The 21,437-nt window shown below is 71.1% G+C and carries 21 protein-coding genes and 6 tRNA genes; 9 read left to right on the top strand and 18 right to left on the bottom strand.

Annotated elements, in window-relative coordinates; genetic code table 11:
* Positions 1–2: 2 nt before the first annotated feature.
* The 5 genes from IE325_RS33555 to IE325_RS33535 form a co-directional block, all read right to left on the bottom strand.
* Positions 3–884, bottom strand: a complete 882-nt coding sequence (locus tag IE325_RS33555; RefSeq protein WP_190073886.1) for a carbohydrate ABC transporter permease — start codon at positions 882–884, stop codon at positions 3–5.
* Positions 881–1,882, bottom strand: a complete 1,002-nt coding sequence (locus IE325_RS33550) for a carbohydrate ABC transporter permease (RefSeq protein ID WP_190073885.1) — start codon at positions 1,880–1,882, stop codon at positions 881–883. The genes IE325_RS33555 and IE325_RS33550 overlap by 4 nt, the downstream gene beginning before the upstream one ends.
* Positions 1,882–3,171, bottom strand: coding sequence for an ABC transporter substrate-binding protein (locus tag IE325_RS33545; protein ID WP_190073884.1), 1,290 nt, complete (start codon positions 3,169–3,171; stop codon positions 1,882–1,884). Before IE325_RS33545 ends, IE325_RS33550 begins: the two co-directional genes overlap by 1 nt.
* A gap of 325 nt (positions 3,172–3,496) precedes the next feature.
* Positions 3,497–3,568, bottom strand: a tRNA-Val gene (locus IE325_RS33540).
* An 87-nt stretch (positions 3,569–3,655) separates the two neighbouring features.
* Positions 3,656–4,114, bottom strand: a complete 459-nt coding sequence (locus tag IE325_RS33535; protein WP_190073883.1) for a TIGR02611 family protein — start codon at positions 4,112–4,114, stop codon at positions 3,656–3,658.
* A 191-nt stretch (positions 4,115–4,305) separates the two neighbouring features.
* Here IE325_RS33535 and IE325_RS33530 point away from each other — a divergent pair, with 191 nt between their 5' ends.
* Together IE325_RS33530 and IE325_RS33525 are read left to right on the top strand one after the other, a co-directional pair.
* Positions 4,306–4,719: an SsgA family sporulation/cell division regulator gene (locus IE325_RS33530; protein ID WP_004002642.1), complete on the top strand. Its 414-nt coding sequence runs from the start codon at positions 4,306–4,308 to the stop codon at positions 4,717–4,719.
* 307 nt (positions 4,720–5,026) lie between these two features.
* Positions 5,027–5,587 carry a CGNR zinc finger domain-containing protein gene (locus tag IE325_RS33525; protein WP_190073882.1) on the top strand — a complete coding sequence of 187 codons (561 nt, stop codon included), beginning with the start codon at positions 5,027–5,029 and terminating at the stop codon, positions 5,585–5,587.
* Positions 5,588–5,658: 71 nt separating this feature from the next.
* Here the strand turns inward: IE325_RS33525 and IE325_RS33520 are convergent, their stop codons facing one another.
* Both IE325_RS33520 and IE325_RS33515 read right to left on the bottom strand, forming a co-directional pair.
* Positions 5,659–5,811: a hypothetical protein gene (locus IE325_RS33520; protein ID WP_190073881.1), complete on the bottom strand. Its 153-nt coding sequence runs from the start codon at positions 5,809–5,811 to the stop codon at positions 5,659–5,661.
* Between the two features lie 153 nt (positions 5,812–5,964).
* Positions 5,965–6,408, bottom strand: coding sequence for a hypothetical protein (locus IE325_RS33515; RefSeq protein ID WP_190073880.1), 444 nt, complete (start codon positions 6,406–6,408; stop codon positions 5,965–5,967).
* 216 nt (positions 6,409–6,624) lie between these two features.
* On the opposite strand from IE325_RS33515, the gene IE325_RS33510 reads away from it, so the two are divergent.
* Positions 6,625–7,146 carry a DsbA family protein gene (locus tag IE325_RS33510; RefSeq protein ID WP_190073879.1) on the top strand — a complete coding sequence of 174 codons (522 nt, stop codon included), beginning with the start codon at positions 6,625–6,627 and terminating at the stop codon, positions 7,144–7,146.
* 27 nt (positions 7,147–7,173) lie between these two features.
* On the opposite strand, the gene IE325_RS33505 is transcribed toward IE325_RS33510, so the two are convergent.
* Genes IE325_RS33505 through IE325_RS33495 form a run of 3 tightly spaced genes read right to left on the bottom strand, consistent with a single transcriptional unit; the run spans position 7,174 to position 9,918 of the window.
* Positions 7,174–7,998, bottom strand: a complete 825-nt coding sequence (locus IE325_RS33505; RefSeq protein WP_190073878.1) for a GNAT family N-acetyltransferase — start codon at positions 7,996–7,998, stop codon at positions 7,174–7,176.
* Positions 7,999–8,053: 55 nt separating this feature from the next.
* Positions 8,054–8,875, bottom strand: coding sequence for an aminotransferase class IV (locus tag IE325_RS33500; RefSeq protein ID WP_190073877.1), 822 nt, complete (start codon positions 8,873–8,875; stop codon positions 8,054–8,056).
* Entirely contained in the window at positions 8,872–9,918 is a 1,047-nt protein-coding gene (locus tag IE325_RS33495; RefSeq protein WP_190073876.1) for a chorismate-binding protein, read from the bottom strand. Before IE325_RS33495 ends, IE325_RS33500 begins: the two co-directional genes overlap by 4 nt.
* Before the next feature lie 177 nt (positions 9,919–10,095).
* On the opposite strand from IE325_RS33495, the gene IE325_RS33490 reads away from it, so the two are divergent.
* The 5 genes from IE325_RS33490 (at position 10,096) to IE325_RS33470 (ending at position 10,551) form a co-directional block, all read left to right on the top strand.
* Positions 10,096–10,168: transfer RNA gene (locus IE325_RS33490), tRNA-Gly, on the top strand.
* Between the two features lie 38 nt (positions 10,169–10,206).
* Positions 10,207–10,280 (top strand) — tRNA-Cys (locus IE325_RS33485).
* Between the two features lies 1 nt (position 10,281).
* Positions 10,282–10,353, top strand: a tRNA-Val gene (locus IE325_RS33480).
* A 20-nt stretch (positions 10,354–10,373) separates the two neighbouring features.
* A tRNA-Val gene (locus IE325_RS33475) sits at positions 10,374–10,445 on the top strand.
* Between the two features lie 34 nt (positions 10,446–10,479).
* A tRNA-Val gene (locus tag IE325_RS33470) sits at positions 10,480–10,551 on the top strand.
* A gap of 53 nt (positions 10,552–10,604) precedes the next feature.
* On the opposite strand, the gene IE325_RS33465 is transcribed toward IE325_RS33470, so the two are convergent.
* From IE325_RS33465 to IE325_RS33450, 4 genes are all read right to left on the bottom strand, one after another.
* Complete coding sequence (locus tag IE325_RS33465; protein WP_190073875.1) at positions 10,605–10,892, bottom strand: TFIIB-type zinc ribbon-containing protein; 288 nt, start codon at positions 10,890–10,892, stop codon at positions 10,605–10,607.
* Positions 10,893–10,972: 80 nt separating this feature from the next.
* A complete protein-coding gene (locus IE325_RS33460; RefSeq protein ID WP_190073874.1) occupies positions 10,973–11,914 on the bottom strand; it encodes a phosphotransferase family protein in 942 nt (313 codons plus the stop codon).
* 250 nt (positions 11,915–12,164) lie between these two features.
* Positions 12,165–12,362 (bottom strand): hypothetical protein, encoded by a 198-nt coding sequence (locus IE325_RS33455; RefSeq protein WP_190073873.1) that lies wholly within the window; start codon positions 12,360–12,362, stop codon positions 12,165–12,167.
* Between the two features lie 198 nt (positions 12,363–12,560).
* Positions 12,561–12,848 (bottom strand): DUF8836 family protein, encoded by a 288-nt coding sequence (locus tag IE325_RS33450; RefSeq protein ID WP_190073872.1) that lies wholly within the window; start codon positions 12,846–12,848, stop codon positions 12,561–12,563.
* A 196-nt stretch (positions 12,849–13,044) separates the two neighbouring features.
* Between IE325_RS33450 and IE325_RS33445 the strand changes: the two genes are divergently transcribed.
* Positions 13,045–14,460 (top strand): serine/threonine-protein kinase, encoded by a 1,416-nt coding sequence (locus tag IE325_RS33445; RefSeq protein WP_190074033.1) that lies wholly within the window; start codon positions 13,045–13,047, stop codon positions 14,458–14,460.
* A 28-nt stretch (positions 14,461–14,488) separates the two neighbouring features.
* On the opposite strand, the gene IE325_RS33440 is transcribed toward IE325_RS33445, so the two are convergent.
* From IE325_RS33440 to cobT, 4 genes are all read right to left on the bottom strand, one after another.
* Positions 14,489–14,881 (bottom strand): NUDIX domain-containing protein, encoded by a 393-nt coding sequence (locus tag IE325_RS33440; protein ID WP_190073871.1) that lies wholly within the window; start codon positions 14,879–14,881, stop codon positions 14,489–14,491.
* Positions 14,878–15,699 carry a TrmH family RNA methyltransferase gene (locus IE325_RS33435; RefSeq protein ID WP_190073870.1) on the bottom strand — a complete coding sequence of 274 codons (822 nt, stop codon included), beginning with the start codon at positions 15,697–15,699 and terminating at the stop codon, positions 14,878–14,880. The genes IE325_RS33440 and IE325_RS33435 overlap by 4 nt, the downstream gene beginning before the upstream one ends.
* 64 nt (positions 15,700–15,763) lie before the next feature.
* Complete coding sequence (cobA, locus tag IE325_RS33430) at positions 15,764–16,996, bottom strand: uroporphyrinogen-III C-methyltransferase (RefSeq protein WP_190073869.1); 1,233 nt, start codon at positions 16,994–16,996, stop codon at positions 15,764–15,766.
* Between the two features lie 228 nt (positions 16,997–17,224).
* Positions 17,225–21,250, bottom strand: coding sequence for a nicotinate-nucleotide--dimethylbenzimidazole phosphoribosyltransferase (cobT, locus tag IE325_RS33425; RefSeq protein WP_190073868.1), 4,026 nt, complete (start codon positions 21,248–21,250; stop codon positions 17,225–17,227).
* Positions 21,251–21,437: the final 187 nt, after the last annotated feature.

Raw genomic sequence — 21,437 nt, 5'->3', positions numbered from 1 at the left:
CCTCAGCCCTTCAGTCCGGACGTGGCCATACCGTCGATCAGGTAGCGCTGGAAGGCCAGGAAGAAGGCCAGGACCGGCAGCAGCGCGACGAGCGACATGGCGATCATGCCGCCGTAGTTCGCCACGCCCTCCTGGTCGACGAACATCTTCAGGCCGAGGGAGACGGTGTATTTGTCGGGCTCGTTGAGGTAGATCAGCGGGCCCATGAAGTCGTTCCAGGAGTTGATGAAGGTGAAGATCGCGCTGGTGATCAGGGCAGGACGGCACAGCGGCAGCATGATCGACCAGTAGATCCGGAAGTGCCCGCAGCCGTCGAGCCGGGCCGCCTCATCCAGCTCCTTGGGCAGGTTCCGCATGAACTGCACCATCAGGAAGACGAAGAACGCCTCCGTGGCCAGGTACTTCCCCAGCAGCAGCGGGGTGTAGGTGTTGATCATCTCCATGTTGCGGAACAGCACGTACTGCGGGATCAGCAGCACGTGGTACGGCAGCAGGAGGGTGCCGATCATCAGCGTGAACAGCAGATTCCGTCCCGCGAACCTGATCCTCGCGAACGCGTAGGCGGTCAGCGAGCAGGAAACCACGATCCCGATCACCGAGCCGACCGCGAGGAAGAGCGAGTTGAGGAAGAAGGTGGAGATGGAGATGTCGGCGATGCCGTCGGCGAGGCTCGTGTAATTGGAGAAGGTGGGGTCGCCCGGGAAGAGATCCAGGCTGCCGATGATGTCCTCGCTCTTCTTGAAGGAGCCGCCGAGGACCCAGATCACCGGGTAGAGGATCACCGCGAGGATCAGCAGGGACCCGATGTGCCAGGCCAGGGACCCCGGCAGCCTGCGGCGCAGCGCTCCGGCCGTCCGCGCGGTCGACAGATCGTGGGTGCTCATCGGGCGCCCTCCTCGTAGTGCACCCAGCGCTTCTGGGACCAGAACAGCACCGCCGTGACCAGGGCGACCGCGACGAGCAGCATCCACGCCATGGCGGAGGCCAGGCCCATCCGGCTGTTCTCGAAGCCCTGGACGTAGAGATAGCAGGTGTAGACCATCGAGCCGTCGGCCGGACCGCAGGCATTGCCTCCGGCACCGCCGCCGACGATGTACGCCGAGCTGAAGATCTGGAAGGAGTGGATGGTCTCCAGCAGGACGTTGAAGAAGAGAACGGGGGAAATCATCGGCAGCGTGATGTTCCAGAACCGGCGGAACTTGCCCGCCCCGTCGACCTCGGCCGCCTCGTACAGCTCACGCGGGACCTGCTTGAGACCGGCGAGGAAGATGACCATGGGGGCGCCGAACTGCCAGACGGTGAGCGCCACCAGGCTGTAGATGATCAGGTCCGGGTTGCCGGTCCAGCCGCCGACGTCGATCCCGAAGATCTTCTGCGTACGGTCCACGACCGCGTCGTCCGAGAAGATCGCCTTCCACACGATGGCGACGGAGACGCTCGCGCCGATCAGCGACGGGGCGTAGAAGGCGGCCCGGTAGAAGGCCTGCCCGCGCCGCTTCTGGGCGAGGAGCAGGGCCACGCCGAGCGCGGCGAGCAGCTTGAGGGGGGTGCCTACGACGACGTACCAGAGCGTGACCTGCACCGAGTGGCGCCAGCGTGGGTCGCCGAACATCTCGGAGAAGTTGTCGAGGCCGATCCACTTGGGCGCGTCGAAGAGGTTGTAGTCGGTGAAGGCGAAGTAGAGCGAGGCGATCATCGGGCCCGCGGTGAGCAGCAGGAACCCGGCGATCCAGGGGGACATGAAGAGATAGCCGGCCAGGTTCTCCCGGCGGACCCGCCGCTTGAGGGCGGCGGGTCGCTCGGGCTTCACCGGACCGTGCCGCGGCTCGGAGTCCTTGGTCAGGTCCTCCATCGCAGGGGCGTGTGTCACGGTCATTCCCATCAGACGACGAGAGCCGTCTTCGACTCGGAGAAGAACTGCCCGACGGCTTCGTCGACCGAGCGCTTGCCGAGCGCCAGCTCCTCGGCGATGCGCAGGAACGCGGCCTCACAGATGTCCGCGCCGTTCGGGTGCGGGGTGATCGGCTCCAGTACGCCCGCGTCGACGAGGGAGGTCTCGTAGGCGGCGATGCCCTTGTTGACCTCGTCGGTCGGCTGGAACGCGTCGAACTGGGCCTGGGTGGCGGGCACCCCCCGGTCGTAGCCCATGATCTTGGCGACCTCGGGGTCGTGCACCATGAAGTCGATGAACTGGGCGACCTCCTTGGGGTGCTCGGTGCGCTTGGAGGCGCTGAGCATCAGGGAGCCGAGGTACTGGCCGGTCTTCTTGCCGTCCGTCGTCGGGATGGGCGCCAGGCCGTACTCGCTCTTGCCCTCGGAGGTGTAGCGGACGGTGAAGTTGTCCCAGGTGAACTCGCCGCCGGCGAGCTCGGCGGAGACCGCCGACTTGGGCTTGATCTGGGCGACCTTCTTGGCGTCGGCGTAGATGCCCTCCTTGACGCCCTTCTCGGCCTTGGTCCACCAGTCCGTCAGATCCGCCTCGGTGAAGCCGAGTCCGTCCTCGGTGAAGAAGGCCTTGCCGTTCTGGCGGAGGTAGAGGTCGTAGAGATACATGACGCCGTACATGCCGCTGTCGCCCGCACGCCCGGCCCTGTCGCGGATCTTCTTCATCGCCGCGTCGAAGTCGTCCCAGGTCCAGCCCTGTTCCGGCTTGACGCCGGCCTTGGTGTAGACGGGCTTGTCGATGACCAGGGCCATGGAGTTGGAGCCGACCGGGACACCGAGGAGCTTGCCGTCGATCTCGCCGAACTTGTCGAGGCCCGCGCGGAAGCCGTCCATGGAGAGGTTCCCGGCCTTGACCTGCTCACTGAGATCGAGCAGCACATTCTTCGCGTCGTATTTGCGCAGGAATCCAATCGCATTCTGGAACACATCCGGCGGATTCCCCCCGGAGGCCTGGGTGTTGAACTTCTTCCAGAAGTCGGTGTACGGCTGAAAGTCCGTCTTGACCTTGATCTTCGGGTACTTCTTCTCGAAGAGCGCGATGGTCTTGTTGATCCGCTGGGCGCGGTCTTCGGCACCCCACCATGCGTAACGGATCGTCACCGTCCCATCGGCGGAGGCACCCCCGTCGCCCCCGCATCCGGTGGTCGCGGCCAGCCCGAGTGTGGCCGCCGATGCGCCGGCCGCCTTCAGAATCGTGCGCCTGTCGACATTCCTGCTGGTTCCCACAGTCGGGCCCTCCCCGCAGCGTGTACGCCGTCTGCATGAATCGTTTCAAGTAAGCGCTTGCTGGCACAAGTTACGGAGGGCCTCGGGGTGCGTCAATGATTCGGACAGGATTTTCTTGCGGGCCTGCGCGGCGAGTTGACGGCGCGTGAGATCCCGCCGGACCGGAGCGGCGGGATGATGTCGCAGGTGAGGGGCGTACGGTCACACCGTCAGGGCGCCCACGGGACACGGCTCACGCGGCCGCGATCGAGGTGTCCGATGCGGAATGGATACGCAAACGCCGACGGCCCGTCTGCACTTTCGCAGACGGGCCGTCGGATCCGGGTGGGCGATACTGGGTTCGAACCAGTGACCTCTTCGGTGTGAACGAAGCGCTCTCCCACTGAGCTAATCGCCCGGACGCAGGAAGAACATTACCCCATGTCAGGGGGTGCGCATGACCAGCGCGAACGGGCACCGGCGGGCATCCGCACCCCCTCGTGGATCACTGGTCCTTGATCTTCCAGGGCATGACGATGCCGAACTTCCAGACGTAGATCCCGACGAGCACGCCGATGATCACGAGGCCGATCGACGTCAGGATGATGTTGCGGCGGCGCACTCTCGGGTCGAGCGCCTTCTGGGCCGCCTCGGTGACCTTGCGCTTGGTCCAGCGCAGCACCAGCTGGGCCCAGACGAACTCGGTCGCCCAGACCGCCATGCCACCGAAGATCACGACCCAGCCGGGGCCGGGCAACGGCAGCATGATGATGCCGGCGATCACAATCGCCAGACCGATGATGAAGACGCCGACCTGCCAGCTCAGATGCAGTGCCCTGCGCGCCTTGATGAACTCCGGCGCTTTGGAGCCCAGACCCCGCTCGCCGTCGTCCTTCACTCCGTCCACTTCGGTCTCGTCAGCAGCCACGGCAACCTCGCCCGGCTCGTTACTCCCCGTATTCATACGGCCAAACCCTACCGGACAGAAACCAGTCACCGGAATGGGCGTACCTCGCGAACAGGTTCTCGGCCGGAAGAGTTACGTAAACACACGCAAAACACTCAGAGGGGTTTACAACGGCACCGTAGGTGGCATGTCGATTTCGCCGACGTGCGAATCCCCGAGCGCACACTGAGCGAAAGGCCCTGGCGCTTATGAACACCACGGTCAGCTGCGAGCTGCACCTGCGCCTCGTTGTGTCGAGCGAGTCCTCCCTGCCTGTCCCCGCAGGCCTGCGGTACGACACGGCCGACCCCTACGCCGTGCACGCCACCTTCCACACCGGAGCAGAAGAGACCGTCGAGTGGGTGTTCGCCCGTGACCTCCTCGCGGAGGGCCTGCACCGGCCCACCGGCACCGGCGACGTCCGCGTCTGGCCGTCGCGCAGTCATGGTCAGGGCGTCGTCTGCATCGCCCTGAGCTCTCCGGAGGGCGAGGCGCTGCTCGAGGCGCCCGCACGGGCTCTGGAGTCGTTCCTGAAGCGAACGGATGCCGCCGTGCCGCCCGGCACGGAGCATCGGCACTTCGATCTGGATCAGGAGCTCTCTCACATCCTGGCGGAAAGTTAGGGCGAGACCCCACGAAGCCGCCCGGCGCCGTCGACTCGGGGAGACGGCTCGGGCCTAGACAACCGCATACGGCACACAGCAGCGCCGTCTCCGCTCCGCGGAGGCGGCGCTGGTGCGTGTGCGGGGGACGGTGACCGTGGGGCCACAGGGGCGGCGGACAGGGGCGTCCGACGGGAACCGTCGGCGTCGCCGCGGCGTTGTAATCGATGCGGCGTGGGGGCGCGGCCCGTGTGCGGGCTCCGTGAGCCACTACCATCGGCGGGCATCGGCGGGCACCCCGCCCGACCACCAGGCCAGGGAGCGAAACGTGCTGATCACCCATGACACCAGGTGCGCACTCGACGCCGTGGTGGATCTGGTGAACACCGCGCCGGAGGGCGACGAGACACCGGACGCACTACCGGATGTCGCGGCTCTCGCCGATTTCGTACGAAAGCACGAGATCAGCGATGTCGGGGTGCTGTCGGAGTTCGATCTGTCGGCGGTGCGCAAGGTGCGCGGGCGGTTCGCCGCGATCTTCACCGCGCCGGACGCCCGGGTCGCGGCGGGGCTGATCAACGACCTGGTCGCCGCCGCCGGCACCACCCCCCGGCTCACCGACCACGACGGCTACGACTGGCATGTGCACTACTTCGCCCCCGGCGCCTCCGTCGCCGATCATCTGGCGGCGGACTGCGGCATGGCGCTGGCGTTCTTCGTGGTGGCCGGCGAGGAGGAGCGGCTGCGGCGCTGTGAGGCGCCGGACTGCCGGCATGCCTTCGTGGACCTCTCCCGCAACCGTTCACGGCGGTACTGCGACAGCCGTACCTGCGGAAACCGTCTGCACGTGGCCGCCTACCGGGCGCGCCGCAAGGAAGCGGCCGGCTGAGCGGCCCGTGGGGCACGACAGGTGTGTCGACGCGGGCCCCGGCGGGTGGCGCCGGGGGCCGCGGGTACGGCTCAGAGCAGCAGCAGATCGTGCAGCGCAGCCATGAGGAGCAGACACCCGATCACCGCAAGGAAGATCATCAGCGGTGGCTGGGAAAGGGCGAAGAGGCACCCGCGAGGCTCGTCCTGAGACGGCGGTGCCTCGCTCTGTGTCGTGTCCAGCATCTCGCGGCGATGATGACGTAGTTATGCCTCGCCGCGCGATCAACACGCCCGGAATGAGCGGGAGTTCGCTGGATTCCGTGATGTCCGGTTCGAGTCGTGATCACTTACGGACGGGCGGCGACCCACTGTGTCGTTTCAGTCCGCGTGCGAACGTCATATGCCGTGCTTCTTGAGGATGGCCTCGATGTCGCTGAAGTCGTCCCCGGCTCCCGCCTTGGGTGCGGTCGCAGGCCGGGTCGACTGACGGGATCCCGGGCCCAGCGAGGGCGCCGAGGCCGTGGGGGCCACCGCATCGCTCTGTGCGGCGGCGCGAGCCTCCTTGCGCTCCTTGCGGGTGCCGCCACGGCGGCGGTCCACCGCGCGGGTGGTCGCGAACAGCGCCCAGGACAGGCCGAGGACTCCGAAGCCCGCCCAGGCGGTGGGGCTGAAGGCGGTGTCCGCCAGCCAGTCGACGACACCGGTCATCACCAGGCCCAGGGGCACCAATGAATACGCGGCGATGCGCGTGGCCGCGAGGAAACGCTTGCGGTACGCCGTGACCGCCGCGATGCCCAGGCCGGCCGCGGCGACGGCTGAACAGACGGTCTCGGCAATCATCCGGGCCTCCAGGCAGGCTGGGTCGGGACAGGGCACTTCGTCCCTTCCATCCTGCACCGTACCGACCCCGCCAGGCCATGCCTGGGCCCGACATCAGGGACATCTCCGGGTCGCCTCCTCCGCAGGTCCCGGTCATGGACCGACAGCCCGCCACGGCCCCCGGCGAAGCCCCAGGTCGGATTGGGTCGTGCGCGCCGGGGCTGGGAGACTGGGCCCATGAGCGACTCCTCCCCCGACCGTCCCGCCGCCCCCGTCCTCGACGTCTGGTGCGAGCTCCAGTGCCCCGACTGCCGCAGCGCCCTGGACGATCTCCGCGCCCTGCGCGCCCGCTACGGCGACCGGCTGGAGCTGCGGCTGCGGCACTTCCCGCTGGAGAAGCACAAGCACGCCTTCGCCGCCGCGCAGGCCGCCGAGGAGGCCCTCGAACAGGGCCAGGGTTGGCAGTACGTCGAGGCCGTGCTGGGCCGGGTCGAGGAGCTGGACCGTAAGGGGGAACCCTTCCTGGTCGAGGTGGCCCGGGAACTCGGCCTGGACGCCGAGGAGTTCGACACCGCACTGGTCGACGGCCGGCACATCCTGATCGTCGACGCCGACCAGGCCGAGGGCAAGGCGATCGGCGTGACCGGCACACCGACGTACGTCATCGGCGGCGAGCGGCTCGACGGCGGCAAGAGCCAGGAGGGGCTGCGCGAGCGGATCGAGGAGATCGCCGACAGGCTGTTGGCAGCGCCGCGCTAGGTCGTCCGCCCCGCCCCCTCCCCGGCGCTACGCCAAGCCCTTCCCCAAGTGGTACGCGGTCGTCTCGTAGCCGAGCGACTCGTACAACCGCTCCGCCGGAGGGTTGTCCGCGAAGACATGCAGGCCGATCCGGTCCTTTCCGCCCGCCACGGCCTGCACCTCGGCCAGCAGCATCAAGGCCCGCCCGTGACCACGGCCGCGGAACCTTTCGTCGGACTCGACGTCGAGTACATACGCCGTATCGGACCACAGGCCCAGCCACAGCGTGCCGACCGCGTGACCCCCGTGCTCCAGCACGCTGATCAGCACGTTCTCGGTGGCCAGCCCGTCCGGCAGATACTTCGCGTGCCCGGCGTCCGCCTTCCGGTAGGCATCGTGGGCGGGCACGCCCCTCTCGATCAGGTCGTGGGCGAACCCTTCGCGCCCATGAGCCAGCCAAGGGCCGAACTCCGCCTCGGTGAGGGGCCGTGGGGCGCTGCCGGCCGGGAGCTCGGGCGGAGTGCCGTTCAGCCGCTTCGTCATGTTGCGGCTGCGCGGGAGGTACCCGAGGGCCAGGGCGAGCCGCAGCGCGCCCTCGGCATCGCCCGGCACGGAGGCCTCGACGCGCTCGCAGCCCCAGCCGCGCAGGACCTCCTCGGCGGCGAGCGCGGCCACCGTGGCGCGGCCCCGCCTGCGATCCGGCTCCTCGATCCGCAGCTCCGAGACGCAGCCCACGGACGGGCCGAACTCCGCGTGCGTGGCGAGACGTATCCCGCCGACGGGACGGCTGTTCACACACACCTGGTAGCGGCGTGAGCGGGTTCCGTCCGCATTGTGCTGAAGCGGCTCGGTGGGCCGCAGGGTCGTGGTCATCAGGTGTGTTCTACCCAGCCCGGCGCCCGACGGCAGCCCATTTTTTCTCAGGCCCTCACGGATCCAGGTCGTCCCCGGACCGCTCCTCGAAGATCCGCATCGCCTTGGCGGTCACCGGGCCCGGTGCGCCCGGCAGCTCGCGGTCGTCGACGCGGTGCACGGCCTGGACGTCCCGCAGGGTGGAGGTGAGGAACACCTCGTCGGCCCGCTCCAGCACGTCCAGCGGCAGGTCGGTCTCCCTGGCGCCGGTCCAGTCGACCGTGAGCGCGCGGGTGATGCCGGCGAGGCAGCCGGAGGCGACCGGCGGGGTGTGGATCTCGCCGTCCAGGACGACGAAGACGTTCGAGCCGGTGCCCTCGCAGAGTTGGCCGACGGTGTTCGCGAACAGGGCTTCCGTCGCGCCGTGTTCATGGGCGCGGGCGAGTGCGACGACGTTCTCGGCGTACGAGGTGGTCTTCAGGCCGGTGAGGGCGCCGCGTTCGTTGCGGGTCCAGGGGACCGTGATCACGGCCGTGGAGTCGGGCCGACGGGTGGTCTCGCCGAGGGCGACGACGAGGGTCGGGCCGTGGTCGCCGCGGTCGGAGCCGAGGGGGCCGTGGCCGCCGGTGTAGGTGATGCGCAGCCGGCCGAGCGGCATCGGGTTGGCCTCCAGGACCGCGGCGCAGGCGCGGCGGACCTCGTCGTGGTCGGGCTCGGGCAGACCGAGGCCGAGCGCCGAGCGGGTCAGCCGGTCGAGGTGCCGGGTCAGCGCGAACGGACGGCCGTCCACCGCCTTCACGGTCTCGAAGATGCCGTCGCCCACGGTCAGCCCGTGGTCGAAGACGGAGACACGGGCGGACTCGATGTCCTGCAGCCCGCCGTCCAGCCAGATCTTCACGTCGTCAGTCCCTCTCCAGTCACCTCGTACGTGCCCGACGCTACCGCGAGCAGCCGGGACGCCTTGAGCTCGGTCTCCCGCCACTCCCCCTCGGGATCCGAACCCCAGGTGATCCCGGCCCCGGTGCCGAATCGCAGCAGCCCGGCCGCCCGGTCGATCCAGAAGGTACGTATCCCGACGGCCAGCTCTCCGACACCCCGGTCGGCATCGACCCACCCGATGCCACCGCAGTACGGCCCGCGGGGCGCCGTCTCCAACGCGTCGATGATCCGCAGCGCGCTCGACTTGGGCGCACCGGTGACCGAGCCCGGGGGGAAGGTGGCGTCCAGCAGCTCCGGCCAGCCGGCGCCGGCGCGCAGCTCGCCGCGCACGGTGGACACCAGATGCACGAGGCCCGGGTGCTTCTCCACGGTGCACAGATCGGGGACGGTCACGGTCCCGGTGGCGCACACCCGCCCGATGTCGTTGCGCACCAGGTCCACGATCATCACGTTCTCGGCGAAGTCCTTCTCCAGCAGATCCGCCTCGGTGCGCCCGGTGCCCTTGATCGGCCCCGACTCGACGACGTTCCCGTCGCGACGGAGGAAGAGCTCGGGGGAAGCGGTGGCGATCTCGACCCCGTGCTCCGGCAGCCGGATCGTTCCTGCGTACGGAGCCGGGTTGCCGCGTGCCAGCAGCGCGGTCAGGGCGTCCACATCGGCGCCCTGCTCGACGGGCGCGCTCAGCACCCGGCACAGGTTGGCCTGATAGACCTCGCCGGCCGCGATGTGCTCACGGATGCGCCGTACACCCGCCATGTACCCGGCGCGGTCGAGCGACGACATCCAGTCACCGGCCGCCGGCCCCCGCCACTCCCCCGGCACCGGGGTGGGCACGGGCTCCTCCCGTACGTCCCGGAAGCGGGCGCAGGTCAGGCCGCCCTCGAAATCGGCGCAGACGGCCCAGAACCCGGCGGAGTCCAGGGCCGCGGGATCGCCGGTGACATCGAGGAGGCCGGTGGCGACGCGGTCGCCGAAGCGGGCCAGGGGAGGGAGGTCGAGCACGCATCGAGTCTATGGCGGGTGTCCTGCGGGTGACCTGGCCATGTCCCGTGGGGGAGCCCTGCGGGGTCCCTGACCAGGTGAGGCGCAGCACGCTGCACAAACGCGTTTTTGTGCTGGCCCCGGAATCCGCTAGAGTTCAACACGTCGCCGGGCCGCGGGAGCGGAACGAAACGACAAGCGGACGTAGCTCAGTTGGTAGAGCGCAACCTTGCCAAGGTTGAGGTCGCGAGTTCGAGCCTCGTCGTCCGCTCGATGGAACAGGGGATCTTCCCGAACCCCTACACTCCTGGTGGAGTGGCCGAGAGGCGAGGCAACGGCCTGCAAAGCCGTCTACACGGGTTCAAATCCCGTCTCCACCTCCAAGGACGATTAGCTCAGCGGGAGAGCGCTTCCCTGACACGGAAGAGGTCACTGGTTCAATCCCAGTATCGTCCACTGGATCTTCGGATCCTCCCGCGCGATTAGCTCAGCGGGAGAGCGCTTCCCTGACACGGAAGAGGTCACTGGTTCAATCCCAGTATCGCGCACGCAGCACCTACGACCTGCGGGTCGTGGTCCCGAGGACGATTAGCTCAGCGGGAGAGCGCTTCCCTGACACGGAAGAGGTCACTGGTTCAATCCCAGTATCGTCCACACACTGAAGCCCCCCGGTCGGTGACCGGGGGGCTTCGTCGTGCCGGTGCGGCTCAGCTGGAGAACAGCATGTGGCCGAAGCTCTTGTGGCGCTTGTGGCCGTAGTGACCGCCGTGGTGGCCGCCGTGCGGGGCGCCCCAGGCGGGGGCCTGCGGGGCGGGGTAGGCCTGCGGGGCGGCCGGGGGCGGCGGGGCGGGCTGGGCGTACTGGGACTCCAGGCGGGTCAGCGCCTCCAGCTCGCCGTAGTCGAGAAAGATCCCGCGGCAGCCACTGCACTGCTCGATCTGGACACCATTGCGGTTGTACGTGTGCATCGGTGCGTGGCACTTCGGACACTGCATCGTCAGCTCAACTCCTCGCCGGTCGGTCCTGCTTCATGTATCGCCAGGACAGACTCTGTCCGGCTGCGGTCGGTTGCACCCTACTTCGCCTCTTCATGGACCAACTCCGGGGGGAAGGAAGCCATTCGGTCACTGGCGTCGACGAGAGCCTGCTCGACCTCGTCCAGCGGGCGTCCCTCGGCCTCGGCCTTGGTGATCGCGCGGGCCGCGGTCTGCACGGTGAGGGCACGGGCCGCGACGTCCAGGGCGGGCCAGGGGTCGCCGTCGGCGGGTACCGCGGGGCCGCCCGCGGCGCGGTACGCGGTCAGGAACCGGTGCCATTCGTCGGGCGGCAGCAGCCCACAGGCGAACCAGGCGGCCGGCCGGCCCAGATCCCAGGCCGGGACACCCACGCCGAGATCGTCCACGTCGATCAGCCGCCAGGGACCGTCCGGGGCCGGGTACCGGACGAGCTGGCCGAGGTGGAGGTCGCCGTGGCAGAGGGTGGCGGTGTCGGGCTGCGGGGCCTCGGCGCGGGCCCAGGCGGGGAGGGTGGCCCAGGCGCGCAGGACGGCGTCGGTGGCGGGGCCGCCAGCGGTGGCGGCGCAGAGGCGGGATATGGAGAGCGCGGCTCTGACCGGTCCGCGCATGGGCGGCAGCGGGGCGGGGGCGGGGGTGCGGTGGAGATGGGCGAGCAGGTCCGCCGCCGCCTCCCACGGGGCCGCATCCGGGTCCTCGGGGTCCACGGGTGCGCCGTACGGCCAGAGGCTCACCAGGCGGCCGTGCAGTTCGACGGGTATGGGGGTGAGGGGCGGAAGCAGGAGCTCGGGGAGGCGGGTGGCCGTGAGCAGGCGGGGCGCGAGGTCTGCCGGGGTGAGGTCCGGGGCGTGGGCCTTGGCGACGGTGTCGGCGTGGCGGACCACGGTGGCGTCCGGGCGCTCGGCGAGGGTGACGGTGGCTCCGCAGGGACAGGCGGATGTACGGGAATGGGCCGCGGCTATGGCTCGGGCGGTGAGGTCGGGCAGGAGCGGGTTCGGGGTCACGGGGGTCCCTTGTGTGCGGATGGCTTGGGCCGAGCGTACGTGTGGGACCTCGCCGGATGAGGGGCGCCCGGCGTCGGTGCGGGCCCTCCCGGGGGAGAGGCATGTCGCCCGTCCGCCGGAGGCAAAAGCAATGCCGGCGCAGCTCCCCAGCTGCGCCGGCATTTGTGCCGTCCGCCGCACCCCCGTCCCCACGGGGTTTCATGGGTGGATGTCCCCGCCCGGACCGCTCTTCCGGGCCTGGGGTCGCCGCTCAGCGCCCCAGCATCACGCCCACGGACGACGCCTGTGTGGCCACTGTCTCCCAGCCGTCGAAGACGAGGAGGAGAAGGGCCGCCAGGGGAAGGGCCATGAGCGTCGCCACCAAGGGGTGGCGGCGGCCCTGGCGGCGGGGGCGCAGCAGTGTGCGCTCCTGTATGCGGATCACTGTCCGCGGTGCCGTCTGGGCCATGGTCCCTCTCCTGACCTGTGTCAGTTGTCGTTGGCAGCGGCGGGTGTCTGACCTCGGGGGACGAGTGCTGCACCCGCCGCTTGACCTCAAATCTAGGCGGGCGGCCGCTTCCGCACGTCATGCCCTCGTACCGATTGGCGGGCCTCCCGGAGGATGAGCCATGACCTGCGGAGTACTCCCCTGGGTGGAGACGAGGTCCTAGGTCTCGGGGTCATCCCCGAGGGGACGCCCGGTGTGCCCCGCTTTCTCATGGCTCCGCTCGGAGCCGTCCTCCCTCGGGATGGGCTGCTCGACCAGCGCGAGGACCCGGTTCGCCATGAAGCGGGCCGTACGCACCACGGTTCCGCTTCGGGTGACTTCGCTCACTTCCACGACACCTCGACGCACCGCCGTCTCCACCCTGCGGCCCGCCCTGCTCGCCACCACCTCATACGTGCGCGTCGTGTCTCCCGCGTCCACGACTATCTCCACGCGATCACCCTTCACGGGCTCAATCCCCCTTCTGTGACGGGTGGTTGGGGGCACCTCGCCTGCTAAGTCGCCCTGCTCACCCACCCTCTGACCACCCTTCAAGTCTCCCACCCGCCACTGACAATCCATCGGTCCGAGAGGGCGCGGCCTCTGCGCACGGCGGCCCGTGGAAACGTAAGCTGTGGCTCGTCAGACGGACCGGGCAGCGGGGATGAACATGGCGATGATGCGCCTGAGGCGCGAGGACCCGCGCGTCGTCGGCTCGTTCAGGCTTCACAGACGGCTCGGCGCGGGCGGGATGGGCGTCGTCTACCTGGGCTCCGACAAGAAGGGGCAGCGGGTCGCGCTCAAGGTGATCCGGCCCGATCTGGCGGAGGATCAGGAGTTCCGGTCGCGGTTCGCGCGTGAGGTCTCGGCGGCGCGCCGCATCCGCGGTGGCTGTACGGCCCGGCTCGTGGCCGCCGACCTGGAGGCGGAGCGCCCCTGGTTCGCCACGCAGTATGTGCCAGGACCGTCCCTGCACGATCGGGTCGCCGACGAGGGCGCGCTCGGTGCCGCGGAGGTCGCCGCCGTGGGGGCCGCCCTGAGCGAAGGGCTGGTCGCGGTCCACGAGGCCGGTGTCGTGCACCGGGATCTGAAGCCTTCCAACATCCTGCTGTCCCCCAAGGGGCCGAGGATCATCGACTTCGGCATCGCCTGGGCCACGGGGGCCTCGACCCTGACGCATGTGGGCACGGCGGTCGGCTCGCCCGGCTTCCTCGCCCCGGAGCAGGTGCGCGGCGCCGCCGTCACCCCGGCCACGGACGTCTTCTCCCTCGGCGCCACACTGGCGTACGCGTCGATGGGCGACTCGCCCTTCGGGCACGGCAGTTCAGAGGTGATGCTGTACCGCGTCGTGCATGAGGAGCCCCAGCTGCAGGGCGTCCCGGACGCCCTCGCGCCGCTCGTCCGGGCGTGTCTGGCGAAGGACCCGGAGGACCGGCCCAGCACCCTCCAGCTGTCGCTGCGCCTGAAGGAGATCGCGGCCCGGGAGGCGCAGGGTTTCGCGGACGTACGCCCGCCGGCGCCGCGTTCCGGGGAGGCGGACCGGCCCACCGGGCGGCTCGCCGACACCTACGCCGATCAGCAGCGTGCCCAGCGGCGCGCCCAGGGCGCTCCCCCGCCGCGCGGCACCGGAGTGCCCCGGGGCAACGGCTCGCCGCGCGTGCCCGGTCCGGCCCGTGACGCGGCCCCGTCGAGGGGCGGCGGCGCCCCGCACAGCGGTACGGCGCAGCCCCGGCCCGGGGCCCGGCAGATCCCCGGCGCCCGCGGCACCCAGCGCTCGGGCAACGGCGGCCGGCCCGCTCCGCGCAACGGCAATCGACGCCCGGCGCCCCGGAACACGGGGACGGGACTGCGGCCCGCCAATCCCCGGCTGCTCCGGCAACGGCTGTTCGTGTTCGTCGTGGTCACCCTGCTGGTGGCGCTCGGCATCGCGGCGGCCCAGGGCTGCCAGGGCCCGGACCGTGGGCTCGGCGGCGACGGCGTACGTCCGAGCCAGGAGCAGGTGGAACCGGGGTACACGCCGCTCGACGAGGACGAGATGATGTCCGAGCGGTACGAGACGACGTTCGAGATGCGCGACTAGGCCCGTCCGGCTCCCGGGCGGGAGGGGCTCACAGGGCGGGCAGGATCCGCTCGAAGAACTCCCGGTCGCCGTCGAACAGCGGGTCCAGGGTCAGGAACTCCTCCGGTGTGACCCAGCGGACCTCGCCGACCTCGTCCGGGTCGGGGACCACGTCGCCGGTGTCGGCGGTCGCCGTCCACCAGTGGAGGCGGAAGCGGCCGTCGTCCGTCTCCGACTCCCAGACCTTGGCCAGGGGTACGGCGGTCAGGCCGACCTCTTCGTGGACCTCCCGGACCACGGCGTCCCGCTGGGTCTCCCCGGGCTCGATCTTGCCGCTGACGGGTTGCCAGTAGCCGGGGCGTGCGACGGCGGGGCCGCGGCGGATGGCGAGGAGGCGGTCGGCGCGGAGCAGGACCGCGACGATCGCCTCGCCCCGGTTCATGTACCGAGGGGGCGGCCGGTGGCCACGGCGTAGAAGGCGACCGCGGCCGCCGCGCCGACGTTGAGGGAGTCGACTCCGTGTGCCATCGGGATGCGGACCCATTCGTCGGCGGCCACCAGCGCCTGGGTGGAGAGGCCGTCGCCCTCGGCGCCGAGCATCAGCGCGACCCGGTCCATGCGGTGCGGGGCGGCCTCGTCGAGGGTCTTCGCCTTCTCGTCGGGGGTGAGGGCGAGGAGGGTGAAGCCGGCCTCGCGGACCGATTCGAGACCCTTGGGCCAGGTGTCGAGGCGGGCGTACGGCACCGAGAAGACCGCGCCCATGGAGACCTTGACGCTCCTGCGGTACAGCGGGTCGGCGCAGTCCGGGGAGAGCAGGACCGCGTCCATGCCTAGGGCGGCGGCGGAACGGAAGATGGCGCCGATGTTGGTGTGGTCGTTGACCGACTCCATGACCACCACGCGGCGGGCGGTCTGGAGCAGTTCGGTAGCCGTCGGCAGCGGCTTGCGCTGCATCGACGCGAGCGCGCCGCGGTGCACGTGATAGCCGGTGACCTGCTCGGCGAGGTCCGGGCTGACCGCGTACACCGGGGCGGGGAGCTCGTCGATGACGTCGCGCATGACGTCGACCCACTTGGCGGAGAGCAGCATCGACCGCATCTCGTAGCCGGCTTCCTTCGCCCGTCTGATCACCTTCTCGCCCTCGGCGATGAACAGACCTTCGGCCGGTTCGCGCTTGCGGCGCAGTTCGACGTCGGTCAGGCCCGTGTAGTCGCGCAGGCGGGGATCGGTGGGGTCATCGACGGTGATGAGATCGGCCACAGGGTGATACTGCCTTGTCCTGGGTGTGGTGCCAACGGTTCGGGACGGGTTGGGTTACCCGCGGTTACTCGGAAGGGCTCGGTCCTACGTTCACGACCTCGCCGATGACGATGACCGCCGGCGGCTTCACATCGTGGTCGAGTACGGCCTGACTCGCCGTGGCGAGGGTCGCGTCGACCCGGCGCTGGGCGGCCGTGGTGCCCTCCTGGACCAGGGCGACGGGCGTGTCCGGGGACTTGCCGTGCGCGACGAGAGTCTCGGCTACCTTCCCGATCGTGCCGACGCCCATGAGGATCACCAGCGTGCCGGTCAGCTTGGCGAGGGACGGCCAGTCGACCAGGGAGCGCTCTTCGCCGGGGGCGATATGCCCGCTGACCACGGTGAACTCATGGGCGACGCCCCGGTGGGTGACCGGGATGCCGGCCGCGCCCGGGACCGAGATCGAGCTGGAGATGCCGGGCACCACCGTGCACGGGACGCCCGCCTCGGCCAGCGCCTGGACCTCCTCCATGCCACGGCCGTAGACGAAGGGGTCGCCGCCCTTGAGACGTACGACGGACTTGCCCTGCTTGGCGTGCTCGATCAGCGCGTTGTTGATGGCCTCCTGGGCCATGAACCTGCCGTACGGCAGCTTCGCCGCGTCGATCACCTCGACGCTCGCGGGGAGTTCGGCGAGGAGGTCGCGGGGGCCGAGGTGGTCGGTGATGACGACGTCGGCCTCGGCGAGCAGGCGGCGGCCTCGGACCGTGATCAGGTCCGGGTCGCCGGGGCCGCCGCCGACCAGGGCGACCCCGGGGGTGCGGGTGCGGTGGTGCGGGGCGACGAGGGTGCCGTCGCGCAGGCCCTCGACGACCGCGTCGCGGATGGCGGCGGTGTGGCGGGGGTCGCGGCCACGGGCCTCGGTGGTGAGGACGGCGATGGTGACGCCCTCGCTGTGGCCGGTGGCGGGGGTCCAGGCGGTTGCCCGGTCGGCGTCGTCGGAGCGGACGCACCAGACGCGGTGGCGCTCCGCTTCGGCCGAGGCTCGGGTGTTGGCTTCCTTGTCGCCGGTGGCGATCAGGGCGTACCAGGCGTCCGCGAGGTCGCCGTCCTCGTACGTCCGCTGCTGCCAGGTGATCTCGCCGGCGTCCGCCATCGCCTCGACGGACGGGGTCGCGTCGGGGGACACGAGGACGATGTCGGCGCCCGCTGCGATGAGGGCGGGGAGGCGACGCTGGGCGACCTGGCCGCCGCCGAGGACGACGACCCGGCGGCCGGTGAGGCGGAGGCCTACGGGGTAGGCGGGGTTTTCGGCCATGAGGGGGCGGCTCCTGTTTCGGCGGCGGTGCGATGCCCTGACGTGCGGATTTTACGTGGCGGGTGGGGCTGGCGGCTCGGGTGTCCGGTGGCTGGGCTTCGTTGCCGGGTGCATGGCTGTGGGCGGTTGTGCCCACCCGTTCCGCCGTGCGGAACGCCTGCCCACAATCGCGCGGCGCGATGAGGGGAACCCGGGGTTCCGGACCCGCGGGTTCCCTCCACCGTCCACCTACTTCTCAGTCACGCCCGCCGAATCGAACGTCGCCACCTCGTGCATCGCCCTCGCCGTGCTCTGCACCAGCGGCAGGGCCAGGAGCGCGCCCGTGCCCTCGCCGAGGCGGAGGTCGAGGTCGACCAGGGGGCGCAGGCCCAGTTTGTTGAGGGCGGCCACGTGGCCGGGCTCGGCGCTGCGGTGGCCCGCGATGCAGGCCGCGAGGACCTCGGGGGCGATGGCGCGGGCGACCAGGGCCGCTGCCCCGGCGCTGACGCCGTCCAGGATCACCGGCGTGCGCAGGGACGCGCCACCCAGCAGGAGACCGACCAGCGCGGCGTGTTCGAAGCCGCCGATCGCGGCGAGTACGCCGATGGGGTCGGCGGGGTCCGGCTGGTGGACCTCGATCGCGCGGCGCACCACCTCGGTCTTACGGGCCAGGGTCTCGTCGTTGATGCCGGTGCCGCGGCCGGTGACGTCCGCCGGGTCCGTGCCGGTGAACACCGAGATCAGGGCGGCCGAGGCGGTCGTGTTGGCGATGCCCATCTCGCCCGTCAGCAGCGCCTTGTTGCCGGCCGCCACCAGGTCGCGGGCGGTCTCGATGCCGACCTCGATGGCCTGCTTGGCCTCCTCGCGGGTCATCGCGGGGCCGGTCGTCATGTCGGAGGTGCCCGCGCGGACCTTGCGGGGCAGGAGGCCGGGGGTGGCGGGCAGGTCGGCGGCCACGCCGACGTCCACGACGCACACCTCCGCGCCGACCTGGCCGGCGAAGGCGTTGCAGACCGCGCCGCCGCCGAGGAAGTTGGCGACCATCTGGGCCGTCACCTCCTGGGGCCAAGGGGTCACGCCTTGGGCGTGTACGCCGTGGTCACCGGCGAAGATCGCGACCGCCGCGGGCTCCGGGATGGGCGGCGGGCACTGCCGGGACAGGCCGCTGAGCTGCGCGGAGATGATCTCCAGCATGCCGAGCGCACCGGCCGGCTTCGTCATCCGCTTCTGCCGCTCCCACGCCTCGCCGAGCGCCTTGGCGTCCAGCGGGCGGATCTGAGCGACGGTCTCGGCGAGCAGGTCGTGCGGCTCCTCGCCGGGCAGGGCACGGCGGCCGTACGTCTCCTCGTGGACGACCCACGACAGCGGGCGGCGCTTGGACCAGCCCGCCTGCATCAGCTCGGGCTCGTCCGGGAACTCGTCGACGTACCCGACGCACAGGTAGGCGATGACCTCCAGGTGCTCGGGCAGGCCGAGGGCCCGGACCATCTCGCGCTCGTCGAAGAAGCTGACCCAGCCGACGCCGAGGCCCTCGGCGCGGGCGGCGAGCCAGAGGTTCTCGACGGCGAGCGCGGCGGAGTAGGGCGCCATCTGCGGCTGGGTGTGCCGGCCGAGGGTGTGGCGGCCGCCGCGGGTCGGGTCGGCGGTGACGACGATGTTCACCGGGGTGTCGAGGATGGCCTCGATCTTCAGTTCCTTGAACTGCTTCGCCCGGCCCTTGGGGAGGGACTTGGCGTAGGCGTCGCGCTGGCGCATGGCCAGTTCGTGCATCGTGCGGCGGGTGTCGGCCGAGCGGATGACGACGAAGTCCCAGGGCTGGGAGTGGCCGACGGACGGCGCGGTGTGGGCGGCCTCCAGGACACGGAGCAGGACTTCGTGCGGGATGGGGTCGCTGCGGAAGCCGTTGCGGATGTCGCGGCGCTCACGCATGACCTTGAGGACGGCCTCGCGCTCGGCGTCGTCGTAGGCGGGTGCCGCCGGGCCGGTGGGCTGTCGCGTCTCCTCGACCACGGCCGCGCTCCCTTCTGCCACCTGGTCTGCCGGGTCTTCTTGGTCTTCCTGATCGGCGGCCCGGGTGTCCAGGTCGTCCGCGTGCTGGACGAGTTCGGGCTCGCCCTCGCGCGGGGCGGGGACCGTGGCGATGGGCCCCGGTCCTTCGCCCGGTCCTTCCTCCGCGGGCAGCACGAGCGGCTGCGGCGGGGTGGGGGCGAGGTGCGGAGTGGTGGGCACCGAGCCCTCTACCTGTACGAACTGGCCCATGGGCGGCGGCTCGGGCGTCGCCTCCTCGGTGATGCCGGTCTGCAGGACGACCGCGGGCTCGGGGGCGGGCTCGGCGGCAGCCGGGGCCGGGTTCTCGGCGACCGGCGCGGGCTGTGCCGGGGAGCGGAGCTGGGGGCCGGCGGGCTCGGCGACGAAGGGTTCGGGGGTGTCGGCGGGGGCCGGGTGCGGCTCGGGGGCGTCGGCGAGGACCGGTTGCGGCTCGGGGGCGTCTGCCGGTGGGGCCGTCTCGGGAGCCGGGTGCTGAATGGCGGGCTCGGGGGCCGGGGTCGGCTCGGGCGCGGGAGCGGGGGCGGGGACTTCGGCGAGCGGCTCCGGCTGCGGCTGCGGCTGCGGCTGCGGCTGCGGCTGCGGCTGCGGCTGCGGCGCGACGATCGGTTCGGGCGCGGGGTCCGGGGTCTGGGCCTCGGGGATCGCCGCGGTGGATTCCGCTTCGGCGGCGGGCACGCTTGCGAGCACGGCCTGTGCTGCGAGGTCGGGATCCGCCGGGGCGCCGTCCTGAGCGGGCTGCTCGACCGGGGCAGCGGGCTCGCTCTGCTGCTGGGCGACCGGATCGGCGTCCGTGGGCTGCGCGGGCTCTTCGGCGGCTACGGCCATGGGGGTGCCGTCGGCGGGCTGCGGGGCGTCGGGCTCGGCGGCGGTCGGCTCCGGGGGCTGGACGGCGTCGGGTGCGGGCGGGATGGGTGTGGTCTCCGGGGCCGTCAACGGGGCGGCTTCCGGGAGGGGCTGGGCGACGGCCTCGGGGGCCTGGGGAACCTCGGGAGCCGGGATCGCCTGCGGGGCGAGGGGCTCGGGGGCCTGCGCGACGGCCTCGGGCGCGGTGGCTTCGAGAACCTCGGCGCTCTCATCAGCCGGGACGCCCACGACCTGCGCGGCCTCGGAAACATCGGAAACAGGGGCCTCGGGAAGCGGCGCGGCCTCGGATGCAGGAGCCTCGGGAAGCGGCTCGCCCTCAGGCGCGGGGCCGCCGTCGACAGCCTGCGCGGCCTCGGAGACGGCGGCCTCAGGCATCGGGGCGCTCTCGACATCGGGCGTCTGCGGAGCGGGGTCACCCTCCACCCCAGGCACCTCGACAGGAGCACCGCCCTCAACGCCGCTCTCCGCCACCGGGACCTCGACGGCGGGCGTCACTTCACGCACCACAGCCTGTCCGGCCTCGGCGTCCTGAGCGCCCAGGTCGGCCTCCGGAGTCCCGCCGGCAACCACGGCGGGCCCGGCAGCCGCACCGTCACCGACCGCGGCCTCACTCCCGTCAGAACCAGGAACTCCACCCTGACCAGGCACCATCCCACCGGCACCCGACAGCTCCGGCCCGCCGTACACGCCGACCTCCTGCTCCTGCGGAGCGGACAGCGCACCGGCCTCAACCCCTACCGGGACCTCCGCCACCACGCCGACCGCAGACTGCTCCTGCGGGCCAACCGTTTCGCCGGCCGTCGCCTCGGAGCCGACCGGCACGGGGGCCGGGACCTGGGTCTGGACGGCGGGCTGGGCAGCGGTAGCGGTAGCGGCGGCGGGCCAAGGCGTCGTCGGCTGAGGGGCCGTCGCGTCGAGGTACTCGGGGCCGGGCTGGCGGGCCGGTGTGCCCACGGCGCCGCGGTCGGCGAGGGAGCGCACCGGGCTGGCGGAGGCGTCCGGGATCGGCGGCCCGAGGTGCAGGGGGCGCCGGGGGGTGATCGGCGGGATCGGCGTCGTTGGAGCCGTGGGCACCGAGGGGCCGGGGAGGCGGACGCCGTTGAGGTCGACCGAGCCGCTGTCGCGGCCGGAGATCTCGTGCGGGCCCGGCTCGTGCACGGTCTCGACGACCGGCTCCGGCATGGGCGGGGCGACCTCGTTGCCCCAGGCACCCTGGGTGCCGGGCATCAGCAGGTCTTCGTCCTCGGCAGTGGTCTCGGAGAGGTAGGGGTATGCACCGTGCGCCGCGGGGACGCCCGGCTGCTCCGCCGTGCCTGCGCTCTCCGGCAGTCCCTCGCCCGGGACCTGGCCGGTGTCGGTCATGCGTACCCCTCGCCCATCGGTTAGTGCTTATACGACCAGCTCACCGGGAGCGGCGCACCGACCGCCCCCGCAGTGAAGAACGAGCGTGCCTGCCCAGCGGCACGAACGACCCGCCCCAAAAAGGCGACAAAGCCACTGAGTGGCATTGTCGTGGCCATTCGTCCGTCGCGACAGCTTGATCCGCGAC

This window comes from Streptomyces lanatus, from assembly GCF_014655715.1.
Taxonomy (GTDB): domain Bacteria; phylum Actinomycetota; class Actinomycetes; order Streptomycetales; family Streptomycetaceae; genus Streptomyces; species Streptomyces lanatus.
Note: the sequence above shows the minus strand (reverse complement) of the source record. Positions and strands in the feature narration are given on the sequence as shown.

Coding starts and splice junctions, on each gene's coding strand:
- cobT (WP_190073868.1), bottom strand. CDS start 21,250: ATGACCGACACCGGCCAGGTCCCGGGCGAGGGACTGCCGGAGAGCGCA.
- IE325_RS33535 (WP_190073883.1), bottom strand. CDS start 4,114: ATGAATACGGGGAGTAACGAGCCGGGCGAGGTTGCCGTGGCTGCTGAC.
- IE325_RS33440 (WP_190073871.1), bottom strand. CDS start 14,881: ATGAACCGGGGCGAGGCGATCGTCGCGGTCCTGCTCCGCGCCGACCGC.
- IE325_RS33505 (WP_190073878.1), bottom strand. CDS start 7,998: ATGACCACGACCCTGCGGCCCACCGAGCCGCTTCAGCACAATGCGGAC.
- IE325_RS33530 (WP_004002642.1), top strand. CDS start 4,306: ATGAACACCACGGTCAGCTGCGAGCTGCACCTGCGCCTCGTTGTGTCG.
- IE325_RS33510 (WP_190073879.1), top strand. CDS start 6,625: ATGAGCGACTCCTCCCCCGACCGTCCCGCCGCCCCCGTCCTCGACGTC.
- IE325_RS33520 (WP_190073881.1), bottom strand. CDS start 5,811: ATGCTGGACACGACACAGAGCGAGGCACCGCCGTCTCAGGACGAGCCT.
- IE325_RS33550 (WP_190073885.1), bottom strand. CDS start 1,882: ATGGGAATGACCGTGACACACGCCCCTGCGATGGAGGACCTGACCAAG.
- IE325_RS33555 (WP_190073886.1), bottom strand. CDS start 884: ATGAGCACCCACGATCTGTCGACCGCGCGGACGGCCGGAGCGCTGCGC.
- IE325_RS33515 (WP_190073880.1), bottom strand. CDS start 6,408: ATGATTGCCGAGACCGTCTGTTCAGCCGTCGCCGCGGCCGGCCTGGGC.
- IE325_RS33465 (WP_190073875.1), bottom strand. CDS start 10,892: ATGCAGTGTCCGAAGTGCCACGCACCGATGCACACGTACAACCGCAAT.
- IE325_RS33455 (WP_190073873.1), bottom strand. CDS start 12,362: ATGGCCCAGACGGCACCGCGGACAGTGATCCGCATACAGGAGCGCACA.
- cobA (WP_190073869.1), bottom strand. CDS start 16,996: ATGGCCGAAAACCCCGCCTACCCCGTAGGCCTCCGCCTCACCGGCCGC.
- IE325_RS33445 (WP_190074033.1), top strand. CDS start 13,045: ATGAACATGGCGATGATGCGCCTGAGGCGCGAGGACCCGCGCGTCGTC.